Here is a 14,355-nt window from a genome sequence, read left to right on the forward strand (position 1 = left end):
GATCACCGGCGGAAATCGGGATCCACGTCGCGCGATTGACTCCGACAACTCCGGCGACCGTTTCACCGGAAACCGTCCCGTTTCGTCCCGGAAACACCCCGGACGCCGACACCCGATTTTCGCCGGCACGGCACCGGGTGTTCATCACCGATCGCGTCGGGGCCGCGCCCGGATCGCGTCGGGACGCCGTCAGGAGGAGGCGGAGCTGTGCACCGGCGTGGAGCTCGGCACGATCTGCAGCAGCAGCTCCGCGCACCAGCCGAGCAGCTCCACGTCGCGCATCGGGGCGCCGCCGATCCGCCCACCGGCCACCGGCTTGGGCACCGTGACGACCTGCGCGGCCGCCTTGTACTGCGCCTTCGGGTAGAGCCGGCGCAGCCGCAGCTGGGCGGAGTCGGGCAGCTGCATCGGACCGATCCGCAGCTGGGTGCCCGCCGAGGCGACCTCGCGGACGCCGAGGCGGCGGCAGAGCTGGCGGAACCGGGCGACCTCCAACAGGTTGCGCACCGGGGTCGGGGGCTCGCCGTAGCGGTCGGTCAGCTCCTCGACGATCGCGGTGAGCGCGGCGTCGTCGGGCGCCTCGGCGATCTTGCGGTAGACCTCCAGGCGCAGCCGCTCGCCGTCGACGTAGTCGTGCGGGACGTGCGCATCGATCGGCAGGTCGACCCGGACCTCCGGCAGCTCCTCGGGCTCGGCGCCGATCTCGCCGCCCGCCTGCTTGCGGAACGCGGCGACGGCCTCCCCGACCAGGCGGATGTAGAGGTCGAAGCCGACGCCCGCGATGTGGCCGGACTGCTCGGCACCGAGGATGTTGCCCGCGCCGCGGATCTCCAGGTCCTTCATGGCGACGGCGGCCCCCGACCCCAGTTCGGAGTGCTGGGCGATCGTGGCGAGCCGGTCGTGCGCGGTCTCGGTGAGCGGGTGCTCGGGCGGGTAGAGGAAGTAGGCGTAGCCGCGCTCGCGGCCACGACCCACCCGGCCGCGCAGCTGGTGCAGCTGGGACAGGCCGAGGGTGTCCGACCGCTCGACGATCAGGGTGTTGGCGTTGGAGATGTCCAGGCCGTTCTCCACGATCGTGGTGCAGATCAGCACGTCGAACTCGCGGTGCCAGAACGCGCTGACCGTGCGCTCCAGCAGGTCCTCGTTCATCTGGCCGTGCGCGACGGCGACGCGGGCCTCGGGCACGAGGTCCTGGATGTTCTTCGCCGCCCGGTCGATCGAGCTGACCCGGTTGTGCACGTAGAACACCTGGCCGTCGCGCAGCAGCTCGCGGCGGACCGCGGCGGCGACCTGCTTGTCGCCGTAGGCGCCGACGTAGGTCAGGGTCGGGTGCCGTTCCTCGGGCGGGGTGGTGATCGCCGACATCTCGCGGATGCCGGCGAGACTCATCTCCAGGGTCCGCGGGATCGGCGTCGCGGACAGGGTGAGCACGTCGACGTGCGCCCGGAGCGCGGTGATGTGCTCCTTGTGCTCGACGCCGAAGCGCTGCTCCTCGTCGACGACGACCAGGCCGAGGTCCTTGTAGCGGATGCCGGTCTGCAGCAGGCGGTGCGTCCCGACGACGACGTCCACGGTGCCGTCGGCGAGCTTCTCGATCGTCTCGCGCGCCTCGGCCGGGTCGGTGAACCGCGACAGCCCGCGCACGGTCACCGGGAACTGGCGCATCCGTTCGGAGAACGTCGACAGGTGCTGGGTCGCGAGCAGCGTCGTCGGGACCAGGACGGCGACCTGCTTGCCGTCCTGCACCGCCTTGAACGCCGCCCGTACCGCGATCTCGGTCTTGCCGAAGCCGACGTCGCCGGAGATGACGCGGTCCATCGGGACCGGCCGCTCCATGTCCCGCTTGACCTCGTCGATCGCGGACAGCTGGTCGGGCGTCTCGGTGTAGGGGAAGGCGTCCTCCAGCTCGCGCTGCCACGGGGTGTCCGCACCGAACGCGTGCCCCGGCGACGCCTGACGCGCCGCGTAGAGCTGCACCAGGCCGGCCGCGATGTCCTTGACCGCCTTGCGGGCGCGGCTCTTGGTCTTCGCCCAGTCCCCGCCGCCGAGCTTGTTGACGGCCGGCTGCTCGCCGCCGACGTAGCGGCTGATCTCGTCCAGGGCGTCGGTCGGCACGAACAGCCGGTCGGCGGGCTGGCCGCGCTTGGAGCTGGCGTACTCCAGCACCAGGTACTCGCGGGTGGCGCCCTGGATCGTGCGCTCCTTCATCTCGACGAAGCGCCCGATGCCGTGCTGGTTGTGGACGACGTAGTCGCCCGGCTGCAGGACGGCGAGGTCGACCGCGTCGCGCCGGCGCGGGGTGGTCTTGCGCGGGGCGGTGTCCAGCCCGGCGCGGCTCCCGGTGAGGTCGGCCTCGGAGACGACGACGAGCCCGATCTCGGGGGCGGTGAACCCGTTCAGCACCCGCCCGCAGGTGACGGTGACGATCCCCTTCTCCGGGGCGTCGGCGAGCACCGGGACGGCGGAGGCGGGCACCTCGGCCTCGCGCAGCTGCTCCAGCGACCGGTCCGCCGTCCCCTGGCCGGTCAGCACGAGCACCGCGGCACCGCCGGTGGCGACGTGCGCGCGCAGGTCGGTCAGCGCGCGGTCGGTGTCGCCGCGGTAGGGCTCGATCTCGTGCACGCCCGCCACCACGACGTCGTCGGAGCCGGACGGCAGCGGCGACAGCGACACCACCGGCCTGCCGGTCGCCGTCGCGTGGTCCAGCGTGACGCGCAGGTCCCGGTAGGCCGACCCGGACACGTCGATCGGGGCCTCGCCACCGGACCCGGACGCCAGCCAGGACGCCTCCAGGAACTCCTGCCCGGTGCGCACGAGGTCCGCACACCGGGTGCGGATGCGCTCGGGGTCGGCGAGCAGCACCCGCGTCGCGTCCGGGAGCAGGTCGGTGAGGGTCTGCATCTCGCCGCCCACGAGGGCGGGGATCAGCGACTCCATCCCCTCGCCGGGGATGCCCTCGGACAGCTTCTCCAGCAGCTCGCGCAGCGGGTTGCGGTTCAGGCCCGCGGTCTCGGGCTGCTGCGCGGCCAGCTCGGCGGCCCGCTCGCGGACCGGGGTGGTGAGCAGCAGCTCGCGGCACGGGGGGACGTCGATCCGGGTGACCTCGCCGACCGAGCGCTGGTCGGCGACGGAGAACGACCGCAGCTCCGAGACCTCGTCGCCCCAGAACTCGACGCGCACCGGGTGCTCGGCGGTCGGCGGGAAGACGTCGAGGATGCCGCCGCGCACGGCGAACTCGCCGCGGGTGGTGACCATCTCGGCGCGGCTGTAGGCCAGCTCCACCAGCCGGACGAGCAGCTGCTCGAAGTCGTGCTCCTCGCCGACGGCCAGCGACACCGGGGCGAGCGTGCCCAGCCCCGGTGCGACGGGCTGGATCAGGCTGCGCGCCGCGGTGACCACCACCCGCGGGGCCGTCTGCGCCGAGGCGAGCCGGTGGAAGACGGTCAGCCGCCGGGCGACGGTGTCCGGCCGCGGCGAGAGCTTCTCGTGCGGCAGGGTCTCCCAGCTCGGCAGCACGACGACGGGCGCGCCCGCGCAGTCGTGCACGGTGTCGGCGGCCGCGTCGAGCGCCTCTCCGTGGCCGAGCAGGTCCGACACCGCGGCCGCGAGGTCCTCGGCCTCCCGGTCGGTGGCGGTCACGGCGAGCACCGTGGAGGTTCCGGCGAGCCCGGCGGTGAGCAGCGGACGCACCGCGGCGGGGCCCTCGACCTGCACGGCCGGGGTCTCACCGGTACGGGTGTCCACGGCGCGGGCGGCGTCGACGGCGGCACGGAGACCGGCGTCGGACAGGGTGGAGGTGAGCAGACCGGACAGGATGGCCACGACGGCGCTGGCTCCTCGGTGGAGATGGGCTGGCGGTGCGCGCGGCGGCGGGGGCCGGCCGCGGGCAGGACAGACCCCGACCGGGTCGCGGTAGGGCTCCCGACCCGGTCGGGGTGCCGACCCACGACCTTACGCCTGGCCCGCGCGGGCGCCGACCGCACCGCCCGTGTGCCGCGGCACGCCGGGGCGGGACGGCCTCACGGGCCACCCGCCACCGGCCCCGGGGCTCCCACCGTGCCACGGACCACCGCCGCGACGGCCGCCTCGGCACGCTCGGCGACCGTGCCGCCGCCGACCCCGGCACCGGCGAGGAAGCCGTCCGCGTCGAGGGCGCCGCAGCCAGGTCGTCGTCCGGCCGACGGCCCGGGGTGAGCCCGGCTCAGATCAGCCCGTCGCGCTCCAGGGTCGCCTCGTAGAGGTCGAGCATCCGCTCGTCGTCGCCCTGGGCGGCGGCGGCCGCATCGGCGTAGGCGCGCTCGAAGCGCTCCTGGTTGGCCTGCCACGTGCGGCGGAAGGTGTCGGCGTCGCGGCGCCAGTAGCCGAGCACGCCGTAGGCGCCGGGCGGCAGGCCGCGCTCGTGACGCAGGTGCTTGCGGGCGGCACGGGTCGCGGACGCCTCCCCGCCGACGTAGACGTAGCCCGGCCCGTCCGGCAGCACGAGCCCGGCGACGATCTCCTCCAGCCGGCTGCCGGTCTCGCTCGCCGGCTCGCGACGGACCCGGGCCCGCGCGGGGAAGTCGGCCGGGACCTCGTCGACCTCCAGGACCACCTCGGTGTCGACGCCCTCGGGGGTCTCGGTGACGATCCGGGCGAGCGCCGGGAGGGCGGCCGCGTCGCCGACGAGGATCTGCCAGCGGACCCCGGCCGGGCGCTTGAACCAGCTGTTCGAGTGCGAGACCTCGATCTCGTCACCGACGCGGGCCCGCCGGGCCCAGCCCGCACCGACCCCGCCGGGATGACAGACCAGGTCGATGGACGCCCGGGTGCGGCAGGGGCTGACCTCGCGCAGGGTGTACCAGCGTCCGTGGTCGTCCCGGCCGCCGTCGGGCAGCGGGAAGTGGAAGACGCAGGCCTCGTCGGGGACGCCCGGCAGGTCGAGGCCGGCGAGCGCCTCCCCCTCCAGCTCGGCCCGGACGAAGACGTCCGACAGCCGCCGCAGGCCCACCACACGGACCGCAGCGCGGTCCTCCGTCACGACCGACATCGCCGCCTCCTCGATAGGTGAGGCTCAGCTCACCACGGAACTGGCGAATGCATCAAACGGATCTTCCGGACATGGTGTCGCACTCCGCGCACACGGGCGCGCACCGGGGACGGTCACCCGATCGTGTGCGCTAGCGTCGGACGGGTCCGGACCCCGAGCCAGTACGGAGGAGCACGCGGTGATCACCGTCTACCTGAACCGCCGGATCGACGACGACGCGCGCCGCGAGTCCCTGTTCCGGGGCGACTTCCACCTCTACAGCGGCATCGGCGGCGCCCACGCCCTCGCCGACCATGCCAAGGACCTCATCGGCCGGGCCTTCGAGGGTCTGGACCCGGAACGGGCCCAGTACGAGATGGACGTCGACGAGTTCGTCCGCCGCGTCGAGCCGCTCAAGCGCGAGTTCACCAACGGCGACCGGACCAAGGTGCTCTGCCAGCAGTTCGCCGTCGACGTCGGCGTCGACCCCGAGCGCACCTACTTCGACATCCCCCGGCTGCGCGTGATCCCGGCCGACCAGTTCCTCACCGCCGGTGTGTCCTACAACTACAAGGCGCACCGCGACATGTGGTACGGCCACCCGCAGCAGCTCGTGAACTACTGGACCCCGGTGTTCGACGTCGTCGGCGACAACGTCATGAGCATGTACACCGACTACTTCGACCGCCCGGTGAAGAACGGCTCCAACCAGTACGACTACGACGAGTGGGTCGCCAAGCACCGCACCGCGGCCGCCGGCGAGAAGACCACCGACACCCGGCCGCACCCGCTCCCGCTGGAGGACGTCGAGTCCCGCGGCGAGATCCGGATCGCCGGGCAGTCCGGTGACGTGTTCATGTTCTCGTCGAACCACCTGCACGCGTCGGCCCCGAACACCTCCGACGTCACCCGCTTCTCCTACGACCTGCGCACGATCAACCTCGACGACGTCCGGGCGGGCCGCGGCCCGCGCAACGTCGACTCGGGCGCGACCGGCACCACGCTGGGCGACTTCCTGCGGGTCTCCGACCTCGCCCCGCTGCGGGCCGAGGAGTTCCAGGACGCGCTGGCGAACACCTGAGTCCGACCGCCCGGCCGACGGTCGCGCTCCGCAGGGCGCGGGGCCGTCGCGCTCTCGACGCCCCGCCCCCGGCTGGCTAGCGTCGGCCCGATGAGCGGTGAGCTGCGACCGGTGGACGCCCGCGTACGGGCGCTCGAGTCGATCCTGGTCGAGAAGGGCTACGTCGACCCGGCCGCGCTCGACGAGATCATCGAGACCTACCAGCACCGGGTCGGCCCGCGCAACGGCGCCCACGTCGTCGCCCGGGCCTGGACCGACCCCGGCTACGCCGCCCGGCTCGCCGAGGACGCGACCGCGGCGGTCGCCGAGCTGGGCTACGGCGGCCGGGGCGGCGAGCATCTCGCGGCGGTGTTCAACTCGCCGGAGGAGCACCACCTCGTGGTGTGCACGCTGTGTTCCTGCTACCCGTGGCCGGTGCTGGGGCTGCCGCCGGTCTGGTACAAGTCGCCGGCCTACCGCTCGCGGGCGGTGCTGGACCCGCGCGGCGTGCTCGCCGACTTCGGGACCACCCTCGGCGACGACGTCGCGATCCGTGTCCACGACTCCACCTCCGAGCTGCGCTACCTGGTCGTCCCGCAGCGCCCTGCCGGCACCGACGGCTGGTCGACCGACGAGCTCGCCGCGATCGTGTCCCGGGACGCCATGATCGGGACCCGGCTGGTGTCGGCGTGAACGGCGCGCACGACCTCGGCGGGGCGATGGGGTTCGGTCCCGTCGAGCCCGAGCCGGAGGACGTCCGCTTCCACGCCGGCTGGGAGCCGCTGGTGCTGGCCCTGACCCTCGCCGCCGCGCGCCCGGGCGGCTGGTCGATCGACGAGTCCCGGCACGCCCGCGAGTCGCTGCCGCCGCCGGTCTACCTGTCCCTGACCTACTACGAGATCTGGCTCGCGGCGACGGAGAAGCTGCTGGTCGCCCACGGCCTGGTCGGCGCCGACGAGCTCGCCGCCGGGCGCTCGCTGCGTCCACGCGTCGAGGCCCCGGGCCCGCTGGACGCCGACGCGGCCGCCCGGGTGCTGGCCACCGGCGCCCCCACCGAGCGCGACGCCGCCGGCCCACCACGGTTCGCCCCCGGCGACCGGGTGCGGGCCCGGGTGATGCACCCGCGCGGACACACCCGGCTCCCCCGCTACACGCGTGGCCGCTGCGGGACCGTCGAGGCGCTCCGCGGGACGCACGTGCTGCCCGACGCCCGCGCGCACGGCCGCGGCGAGTGCCCGGAGCCGCTCTACACCGTGGTGTTCACCGGTACCGAGCTGTGGGGCCCGGACGCCGACCCGACCACGACCGTCTCCGTCGACGCCTGGGAGTCCTACCTTGAACCCGCCTGAGGGCCCCGTCTTCGACGAGCCGTGGCAGGCGGACGTGTTCGCGCTGGCCGTGGCCCTGCAGGACGCCGGGACCCTGGACCGGCAGGAGTTCGCCGAGACCCTCGGCGCCCGGCTGGAGACCGGGCTGGACTACTGGGACGCCTGGCTCGCCGCGCTGGAGCAGCTGCTCGACGGGCTCGGGGTCGCCCGCCACGACGCGGTCGAGGAGCGGACCGGCGCCTGGCTGCGTGCCGCCGCCGCGACCCCGCACGGCTCCCCGGTCACGCTCGACGCCGACCCGCTGGGCCCCTAGACGAACGCCCAGACCAGCGCGGCCGCGGCGAACCCGACGACCGACAGGATCGTCTCCAGCACCGTCCAGGTCATCAGGGTCTGCTTCACCGTCATGTTGAAGTACTTGGCGACGATCCAGAACCCGCCGTCGTTGACGTGGCTGGCGATGATCGACCCGGCCGACACGGCGACGACGATCAGCGCGAGCTGCGGCTGGGTGTAGCCGCCCGCGGCGACCGTCGGGCCGATGATGCCCGCCGTCGTCACGATGGCGACGGTCGCCGAGCCCTGCGCGATCCGCAGCGCCGCGCTGATCAGGTACGCCGAGGCGATCACCGGCAGCCCGATCGCGGTCATCGAGCCCGCCAGCGCGTCGCCGACGCCGGTGGTCTGCAGGACCTTGCCGAAGAACGCACCCGCCCCGACGACGAGCAGGATCATCCCGACCGGGCGCAGCGACTCGCCGGAGATGCGGCCGAGCTCGGCCATCGAGGTCCCGCGGCGGATGCCGAGCAGGTACAGCGCGAGCAGCACCGACAGCGTCAGCGCGATCGCCGGGGTGCCGAGCAGGACGAGCACGTCACGCAGCACGGTGCCCTCGGTCAGCGCGACCCCCGCGACGGTCGCGGCCAGGATCAGCACCAGCGGCACCGCGATGATCGAGGAGATGAGCGCGACCGACGGGGGCGCGGCCACCGCCACCGCGGTCTGCGGGCCTGCCGCCTCCGCGGTGCGGACACCGCCGGTCCCGCCGCCCGGGTCGCCGTCGCCGGCGTCGGCCTCGCCCGCGGAACCGGACGGACCGGGGACCGCCGCCGGGGCGGCCGCCCCGCCGGGCAGGTCCGCGGGCACGCCGACCTGGATCCGCTTCCCGATGAACGAGCCCCACCAGACGCCGCTGACCAGCCAGGCGGGGATGCCGCAGAGCAGGCCCATGGCGATCACCCAGCCCATGCCGACCCCGAGCAGCCCGCCCGCGGTGACCGGCCCGGGGTGCGGCGGCAGGAACGCGTGGGTCATCGACAGCCCGGCCAGCATCGGCATCGCGTAGAGCACCAGCGACCGGCCGCCGCGGCGCGCGGCCACGTAGACCAGCGGCGCGAGCACGAAGATGCCGATGTCGAAGAACACCGGGATGCCCAGCACCAGTCCGGTGACGCCCATCGCCAGCGGGGCGCCCTTCGGCCCGAACAGCTGCAGCAGCCGTCCGGTCAGCGCGTCGGCGCCGCCGGAGCGCTCCATGATCGCACCCAGCACGGTGCCGAGCCCGATGATCGGCGCGATGTGCCCGAGGATGCCGGCGAACCCGGTCTCGAACAGCGAGTCCGAGGCCTTGATCGGGGTGCCGACGAGCTCGGTGACCGACACGCCCGCGACCAGCGCCACCAGCACGCCGGTGACGATCAGCGCGATGAACGGCTCCAGGCGCAGCCGCATGATCAGCAGCAGGAGCAGCGCGACGCTGACCGCGGCCAGGGTGAGCAGGCCGGCCGTGTCGTTCTGCAGCCAGTCGAGGAAGGTCATCGTCGTCCTCCGGTGGGATGGGTGCCCGGTGCGGTGCGGCCGTCGGCCCGGCGGCGCAGCGCGCGACCGGCGAGTGCCTCGGTGCGCTCCCCGCCGTCGATCGCGAAGACCCCGTTGACCAGGACGTACGGGATGCCGGCCGCCTGCTGGGCCGGCTCGGCGAAGGTGGCGGTGTCGGCGACCGTGTCCGGGTCGAACACCACGAGGTCGGCGGCCAGGCCCGCCCGGACGCGGCCGCGGTCGGCGAGACGGAGCCGGTCCGCGGCCCGTCCGCTGAGGTGGTGGACGCACTCCTCCAGCGAGAACAGCCCCAGCTCCCGGCAGTAGTGGCCGAGGTAGCGGGGGAAGGTCCCCCAGGCCCGTGGGTGCGGCTTGGCCCCGACGAGCAGGCCGTCGCTCCCGCCGGTGTGCCGCGGGTGGCGCATGATCGCGCGGACGTTCTCCTCGTGCCCGACGTGCTGCAGGATCCCGGTGCCGAAGTCGTCGCGGAGCAGGATGTCCACGCAGGTGTCGAACGGGTCCGCCCCCGTCGCGCCCGCGATGTCGGCGACCGTGCGCCCGACCGTCCCGGCGAGCTCGGGGTTCGTGACCCCGCTGATCTCGATCGTCTCCCACTCGGCGACGACGCCGTGGCAGCCGTCGGAGCCGTGGACCTCCAGGTCCTCGCGGATCCGGGCGAGCGCGGCCGGGTCGCGCAGCCGCTCCCGGACCGCGTCGAGGCCACCGGACTGGCACCAGCTGGGCAGGATCGCCGACAGCGTCGTCGCACCCGGCAGGTACGGGTAGGTGTCGAGGGTGATGTCGACGCCGCGGGCGACGGCGGCGTCCAGCAGCGTGATCAGCTCCCCGGCCCGGCCCTTGTTGGGGCCGAAGTTGAGCGTGGCGTGGGCCAGGTGCAGCGCGCACCCGGACCGCTCGGCGACGTCGACCATCTCGGCGTAGGCCTCCAGCGCACCCGCGCCGTAGCTGCGGTGGTGCGGGGAGAAGAACCCGCCCAGCTCCCCCACCGCCGCGCACAGGGCGGCGAGCTCGGCGCCGTCGGCGTACATGCCGGGGGTGTAGGTGAGCCCGGCCGAGAGACCGACCGCGCCCTGGGCCATGCCGGTGCGGACGACGTCGGCCATCCGGGCGATCTCCGCCTGCGTGGCGGGCCGGTCGTCCCAGCCGCAGACCAGCGCGCGGACCGTGCCGTGCGGGACCAGGTAGGCCGCGTTGCCGGCGATGCCCTCGTCGAGCCGGTCCAGGTACTGCGCGACGGTGCGCCAGGTGAACAGGTCCGCGCCGGGGTCGCCGTTCCAGCCGGCGATCGCGCGGCGCAGCACCGGCAGGACGTCGTCGTCGACGGGGGCGTAGGACAGCCCGTCCTGGCCGAGTACCTCGGTCGTCACACCCTGGGAGACCTTCGCGAGGTGCGCGGGCTCGGTCAGCAGCCGCAGGTCGGAGTGGGCGTGCATGTCCACGAACCCGGGCGCGACGACCATCCCGGCCACGTCGACGACCCGCGCGGCCCGCCCGGCGGCGTCCGGGCCGACCGCGGCGATCCGGTCGCCCTCCACCAGCACGTCCGCGGTGTACCGGGGCCCGCCCGTGCCGTCGACGACGGTGCCGCCGCGCAGCAGGGTGGCCATCAGAAGAACGTCCGGACGAGCTCGACGACCTGCGGGTCGTCCTCGCCGGTCCCGGCGAGCACCGGGATCCAGCGCCACTTGTCGAACGCGGTGCACGGGTGCGAGAGACCGAGCCGGACGACCTGCCCGATCCGGACCGGCTCCTCGGTGCGCAGGAAGGCGTGCTGGTCGTTGACGGCGGTGACGGTCCCGGTCAGCGGCCGCGACGGCGACCCGAGGTCGTCGGCGATCCGCTGCGGCTCGGGCAGCCCCTCGTCGAACGGGACGTCGCGCTTGCCCGCGTCGAGCAGGGCCAGGCCGGGTTCGGGGGTGGACACCACCCGGGCCGTCACGTGCATGGCCGAGCGGAAGGGGCGCTGCTCGTCGTCGCGGGCCAGCGGGGAGATGCCGCGGTAGAAGCCGTCGTCGTGCACGAGGTAGGCACCCGAGCGCAGCACGACGCGGGTGCGCACGTCCGCGAGCCCGGCCAGTGCGGCGACGACCTGGTCGAAGTAGGCGCTGCCGCCCTCGGTGACCACGACCTCGTCGGTCCCGTAGGCGGGCAGGAGCCGACGGTGCAGCTCGGCGAGGTCGTCGAGATAGGCGCGGACGGTCGCGAGCGACTCCGCCGACGGGTCGTGCGCCAGCGCGCCCTCGTAGCCACCGACCCCGGCGAGCACCAGCGCCGGGCTCGCGACCACGGCCGCGGCGACCCGCTCGGCCGCATCGAGGGTCCGCGCCCCGGTCCGCCCGCCCGGGGCACCCAGCTCGACGGCGACGGCGAGCGGCCGCGCCGGGGACCCGGCCGCGGCGGTCATCGCGTCGACGGCGTCGACCGAGTCGACCCAGCTGAGGACCTCCAGGTCCGGGTCGGCGTCGCGGGCGGTGGCGACGGCGCGCACCCCGGCCGGGTCGACGAGCGCGTTCGCCAGCAGCACCCGCCGAACGCCGGCGTCGATCGCGATCCTCGCCTGCCACGGTGTCGCGACGGTGATCCCCCAGGCGCCGTGGCGCAGCTGCAGGTCCCACAGCGCGGGCGCCATCGTCGTCTTGCCGTGCGGGGCGAGGTCGACGCCGTGCGCGGCGCACCAGCCGGCCATCCGCTCGGCGTTCGCGTGCAGGGCCGCCCGGTCGAGGGTGAGCACGGGGGTGGCCAGGTCCGACAGCCGTGGCCCGCCGGCGAGCCACTCGTCGACGGTCCCCGGCAGCGACGGGACCGACTTGGCGTACGGGCCGGGCCGTTCGGCGCCGAGCGACGCGTACCGGAGCATGCCGTTCTCCCTCTGAGCAGCTGCGTTGCGTATTTTGCAGCGCGTGTTGCGTATTCTGGTTGCGCTGTTCTAGCATCGTCGCGACGGATCGGTCAACGACGGCGGAGGAGAACCAGCAGTGGAAACCCCGGGCACCGGCGCCGTGGTGTGCTTCGGCGAGGCCCTCGCCCTGGTCCCCGACGCGGGCGCCGTCGACGACCCGCGGTCCCCCGCCCACGCCGCGGGCGCCGAGGTGAACGTCGCGCTCGACCTCGCCGCGGCCGGTGTCGCGGTGGCGTGGGTCGGGCGGCTCGGCGACGACCGGCACGGCGCCCTCGTGCAGCACACGCTCGCCGCCGCCGGGGTCGACACCGGCGGGATCGGCGTCGACCCGGTGCTCCCCACCGGCCGTTACGCCAAGTCCCCCGGCCCGGACGGGAGCACCGTCATGACCTACCGGCGGGCCGGGTCGGCGGCCTCCGCGGCCGGGCCCGAACTGCTGGAGGTGCCCGCGGTGCGCGACCGGATCGCCGCCGCGGACTGGGTGCACGTCGGCGGCATCACCGCCGCCGTGTCGCCGTCCTGCGCCGCGACGCTGGAGGCACTGCTGGCCCGGCCCCGCAGGCACCGGGTCGTGTTCGACGTGAACTGGCGTGAGCAGATGTGGCCGGCGGGCGACCCGGGCCCGGTGGCGGCGCTGGCCGGCCGGGCCGACGTCGTGCTGGTCGGCGCGGACGAGGCCCGGCGTGTGTTCGGCACCGACGCCCCGGGCCCGCTGCGGGCGCTGCTGCCCGGTCCGGAGCTGGTCGTGGTCAAGGACGGTGCCCGGCGCGCCCTGGCCGTGCACCGCGACGGCACGGTCGTCGAACGCGCGGCGCTGGTCGTCGACGTCGTCGAGCCGGTCGGGGCGGGCGACGCGTTCGCCGCAGGGCTGCTCACCGGCCTGGTCCGCGGCGAGCGGGTGGGCCGCTGCCTGCGCCGGGGCCACCTCGGTGCCGCCGCGGTGCTCGTGGTCCCCGGCGACTCGGCCGCGCCGCTGCCCGAGCACCTGCTCGACCTCGACGACGACGCGTGGGCCGCCCTGCACGTCACCGCGGAGCGGGTGGCGTGAGCACCAGCCTGGGCAAGGCGCTGCGGATCCTGGTGGTCCTCGGGGAGGGCCCGGCGTCGCTCGACCAGCTCGCCACGGCGCTGGAGGTGCACAAGACGACCGTGCTGCGGTTGCTGCGCACCCTGGCCGACGAGCACTTCGTGCACCGGGACGACCACCACCGCTACCGGCTCGGCTCGCGACTGTTCGAGCTGTCCTCGCGCGGGCTGGAGCAGCGCGAGGTCCGGGCCGTCGCGGCGCCGCACCTGCACGCGTTCAACCGCGCGCACGGCCACACCGTGCACCTGTCCGAACGCGACGGCGACGAGATCGTCTACATCGACAAGCTGGAGTCGCACGACCACGTGCGGATGGCCTCGCGGGTCGGGTTGCGGGGCCCGGTGCACTCCACCGCCGCCGGCAAGGTCCTGCTCGCCGACCTGCCCGCCGCCGACCTCGGCCGGGTCCTCGACACCGTCGTGTTCACCCCCCGCACCCCGCACACCCTCACCGACCGCGACGCCTACCTCGCCGAGCTCGACCGGGTCCGCGACCAGGGCTGGGCGCAGGACCGCGAGGAGAACGAACCCTCGATCAACTGCATCGGGGCGCCGGTCCGCGGACCGGCCGGAACCGTGGTGGCGGCGGTGTCGGTCTCCGTGCCGTCCATCGTCGCCGGCTACCACCAGCTGATGGAGCTGGTCCCGTCACTGCTGGCCGTCACCGGGGCGATCTCCCGGGACAACGGCTGGCGACCGACCCGAGAGGAACCCCCCGTATGAGCACGACCGCCGACGGCGCCGTCTCCACCCCCGACGCGCCCGCGCCGGCGCACACCTTCAGCCAGGGCGTCCGCCGGGGCGGGCTGCTGCAGGTCTCCGGCCAGGGCCCGATGGACCCGGCCACGAAGCAGTACATCGCGCCGGGCGACGTGCACGCCCAGACCCTGCGCACCCTGGAGAACGTCCGCGCGATCCTGGAGGCCGGCGGCGCGTCGGTCGGTGACGTCCTGATGTTCCGGGTGTACCTCACCGAGCGGGAGCACTTCACCGCGATGAACGACGCCTACGGCGAGTTCGTCTCCCGGCACGTCCCCGAGGGCGCGGCGCTCCCCGCCCGCACCACGGTCTTCGTGGGCCTGCCCCACGCCGAGATGCTGGTGGAGATCGACGCCCTGGCCGCTCCCGCCGCGTAGTG

General features: G+C 74.5%; 12 protein-coding genes. 7 read left to right on the top strand and 5 right to left on the bottom strand.

Annotation, left to right across the window (positions count from 1 at the left end):
• Positions 1–189 precede the first annotated feature (189 nt).
• Both mfd and KPF47_RS30935 read right to left on the bottom strand, forming a co-directional pair.
• A complete protein-coding gene (gene mfd / locus KPF47_RS30930; protein ID WP_224392610.1) occupies positions 190–3,813 on the bottom strand; it encodes a transcription-repair coupling factor in 3,624 nt (1,207 codons plus the stop codon).
• 388 nt (positions 3,814–4,201) lie between these two features.
• Positions 4,202–5,026 (bottom strand): siderophore-interacting protein, encoded by an 825-nt coding sequence (locus KPF47_RS30935; RefSeq protein WP_224392313.1) that lies wholly within the window; start codon positions 5,024–5,026, stop codon positions 4,202–4,204.
• 178 nt (positions 5,027–5,204) lie between these two features.
• Here KPF47_RS30935 and KPF47_RS30940 point away from each other — a divergent pair, with 178 nt between their 5' ends.
• The 4 genes from KPF47_RS30940 (at position 5,205) to KPF47_RS30955 (ending at position 7,706) form a co-directional block, all read left to right on the top strand.
• A complete protein-coding gene (locus tag KPF47_RS30940) occupies positions 5,205–6,086 on the top strand; it encodes a hypothetical protein (RefSeq protein WP_224392314.1) in 882 nt (293 codons plus the stop codon).
• Between the two features lie 90 nt (positions 6,087–6,176).
• Positions 6,177–6,758, top strand: a complete 582-nt coding sequence (nthA, locus tag KPF47_RS30945) for a nitrile hydratase subunit alpha (protein ID WP_224392315.1) — start codon at positions 6,177–6,179, stop codon at positions 6,756–6,758.
• Positions 6,755–7,414, top strand: a complete 660-nt coding sequence (gene nthB / locus KPF47_RS30950; RefSeq protein WP_224392316.1) for a nitrile hydratase subunit beta — start codon at positions 6,755–6,757, stop codon at positions 7,412–7,414. The genes nthA and nthB overlap by 4 nt, the downstream gene beginning before the upstream one ends.
• Positions 7,401–7,706 carry a nitrile hydratase accessory protein gene (locus KPF47_RS30955; RefSeq protein ID WP_224392317.1) on the top strand — a complete coding sequence of 102 codons (306 nt, stop codon included), beginning with the start codon at positions 7,401–7,403 and terminating at the stop codon, positions 7,704–7,706. Before nthB ends, KPF47_RS30955 begins: the two co-directional genes overlap by 14 nt.
• On the opposite strand, the gene KPF47_RS30960 is transcribed toward KPF47_RS30955, so the two are convergent.
• Genes KPF47_RS30960 through KPF47_RS30970 form a run of 3 tightly spaced genes read right to left on the bottom strand, consistent with a single transcriptional unit; the run spans position 7,703 to position 12,089 of the window.
• Positions 7,703–9,211, bottom strand: coding sequence for a GntP family permease (locus KPF47_RS30960; protein ID WP_224392318.1), 1,509 nt, complete (start codon positions 9,209–9,211; stop codon positions 7,703–7,705). The two genes, KPF47_RS30955 and KPF47_RS30960, sit on opposite strands and share 4 nt — an antisense overlap.
• A complete protein-coding gene (locus KPF47_RS30965; RefSeq protein WP_224392319.1) occupies positions 9,208–10,839 on the bottom strand; it encodes an amidohydrolase family protein in 1,632 nt (543 codons plus the stop codon). Before KPF47_RS30965 ends, KPF47_RS30960 begins: the two co-directional genes overlap by 4 nt.
• The gene (locus tag KPF47_RS30970; RefSeq protein ID WP_224392320.1) at positions 10,839–12,089 is read right to left on the bottom strand and encodes an alanine racemase; all 1,251 of its coding nucleotides are present in this window, start codon (positions 12,087–12,089) and stop codon (positions 10,839–10,841) included. The genes KPF47_RS30965 and KPF47_RS30970 overlap by 1 nt, the downstream gene beginning before the upstream one ends.
• A 118-nt stretch (positions 12,090–12,207) precedes the next feature.
• Between KPF47_RS30970 and KPF47_RS30975 the strand changes: the two genes are divergently transcribed.
• From KPF47_RS30975 to KPF47_RS30985, 3 genes are read left to right on the top strand one after another with little or no spacing between them, the layout of a single operon-like run.
• Complete coding sequence (locus KPF47_RS30975) at positions 12,208–13,179, top strand: sugar kinase (RefSeq protein ID WP_224392321.1); 972 nt, start codon at positions 12,208–12,210, stop codon at positions 13,177–13,179.
• Positions 13,176–13,940, top strand: coding sequence for an IclR family transcriptional regulator (locus tag KPF47_RS30980; RefSeq protein WP_224392322.1), 765 nt, complete (start codon positions 13,176–13,178; stop codon positions 13,938–13,940). The genes KPF47_RS30975 and KPF47_RS30980 overlap by 4 nt, the downstream gene beginning before the upstream one ends.
• Entirely contained in the window at positions 13,937–14,353 is a 417-nt protein-coding gene (locus KPF47_RS30985) for a RidA family protein (protein WP_224392323.1), read from the top strand. The genes KPF47_RS30980 and KPF47_RS30985 overlap by 4 nt, the downstream gene beginning before the upstream one ends.
• Positions 14,354–14,355 lie beyond the last annotated feature (2 nt).

The organism is Pseudonocardia sp. ICBG1293 (assembly GCF_020131355.1).
In the GTDB taxonomy this organism is placed as follows: Bacteria; Actinomycetota; Actinomycetes; order Mycobacteriales; family Pseudonocardiaceae; genus Pseudonocardia.

Bases quoted from the DNA above. Each gene is read 5' to 3' on its own strand.
- nthA (WP_224392315.1), top strand. From the start codon at position 6,177: ATGAGCGGTGAGCTGCGACCGGTGGACGCCCGCGTACGGGCGCTCGAG.
- KPF47_RS30935 (WP_224392313.1), bottom strand. From the start codon at position 5,026: ATGTCGGTCGTGACGGAGGACCGCGCTGCGGTCCGTGTGGTGGGCCTG.
- KPF47_RS30985 (WP_224392323.1), top strand. From the start codon at position 13,937: ATGAGCACGACCGCCGACGGCGCCGTCTCCACCCCCGACGCGCCCGCG.
- KPF47_RS30970 (WP_224392320.1), bottom strand. From the start codon at position 12,089: ATGCTCCGGTACGCGTCGCTCGGCGCCGAACGGCCCGGCCCGTACGCC.
- KPF47_RS30960 (WP_224392318.1), bottom strand. From the start codon at position 9,211: ATGACCTTCCTCGACTGGCTGCAGAACGACACGGCCGGCCTGCTCACC.
- KPF47_RS30965 (WP_224392319.1), bottom strand. From the start codon at position 10,839: ATGGCCACCCTGCTGCGCGGCGGCACCGTCGTCGACGGCACGGGCGGG.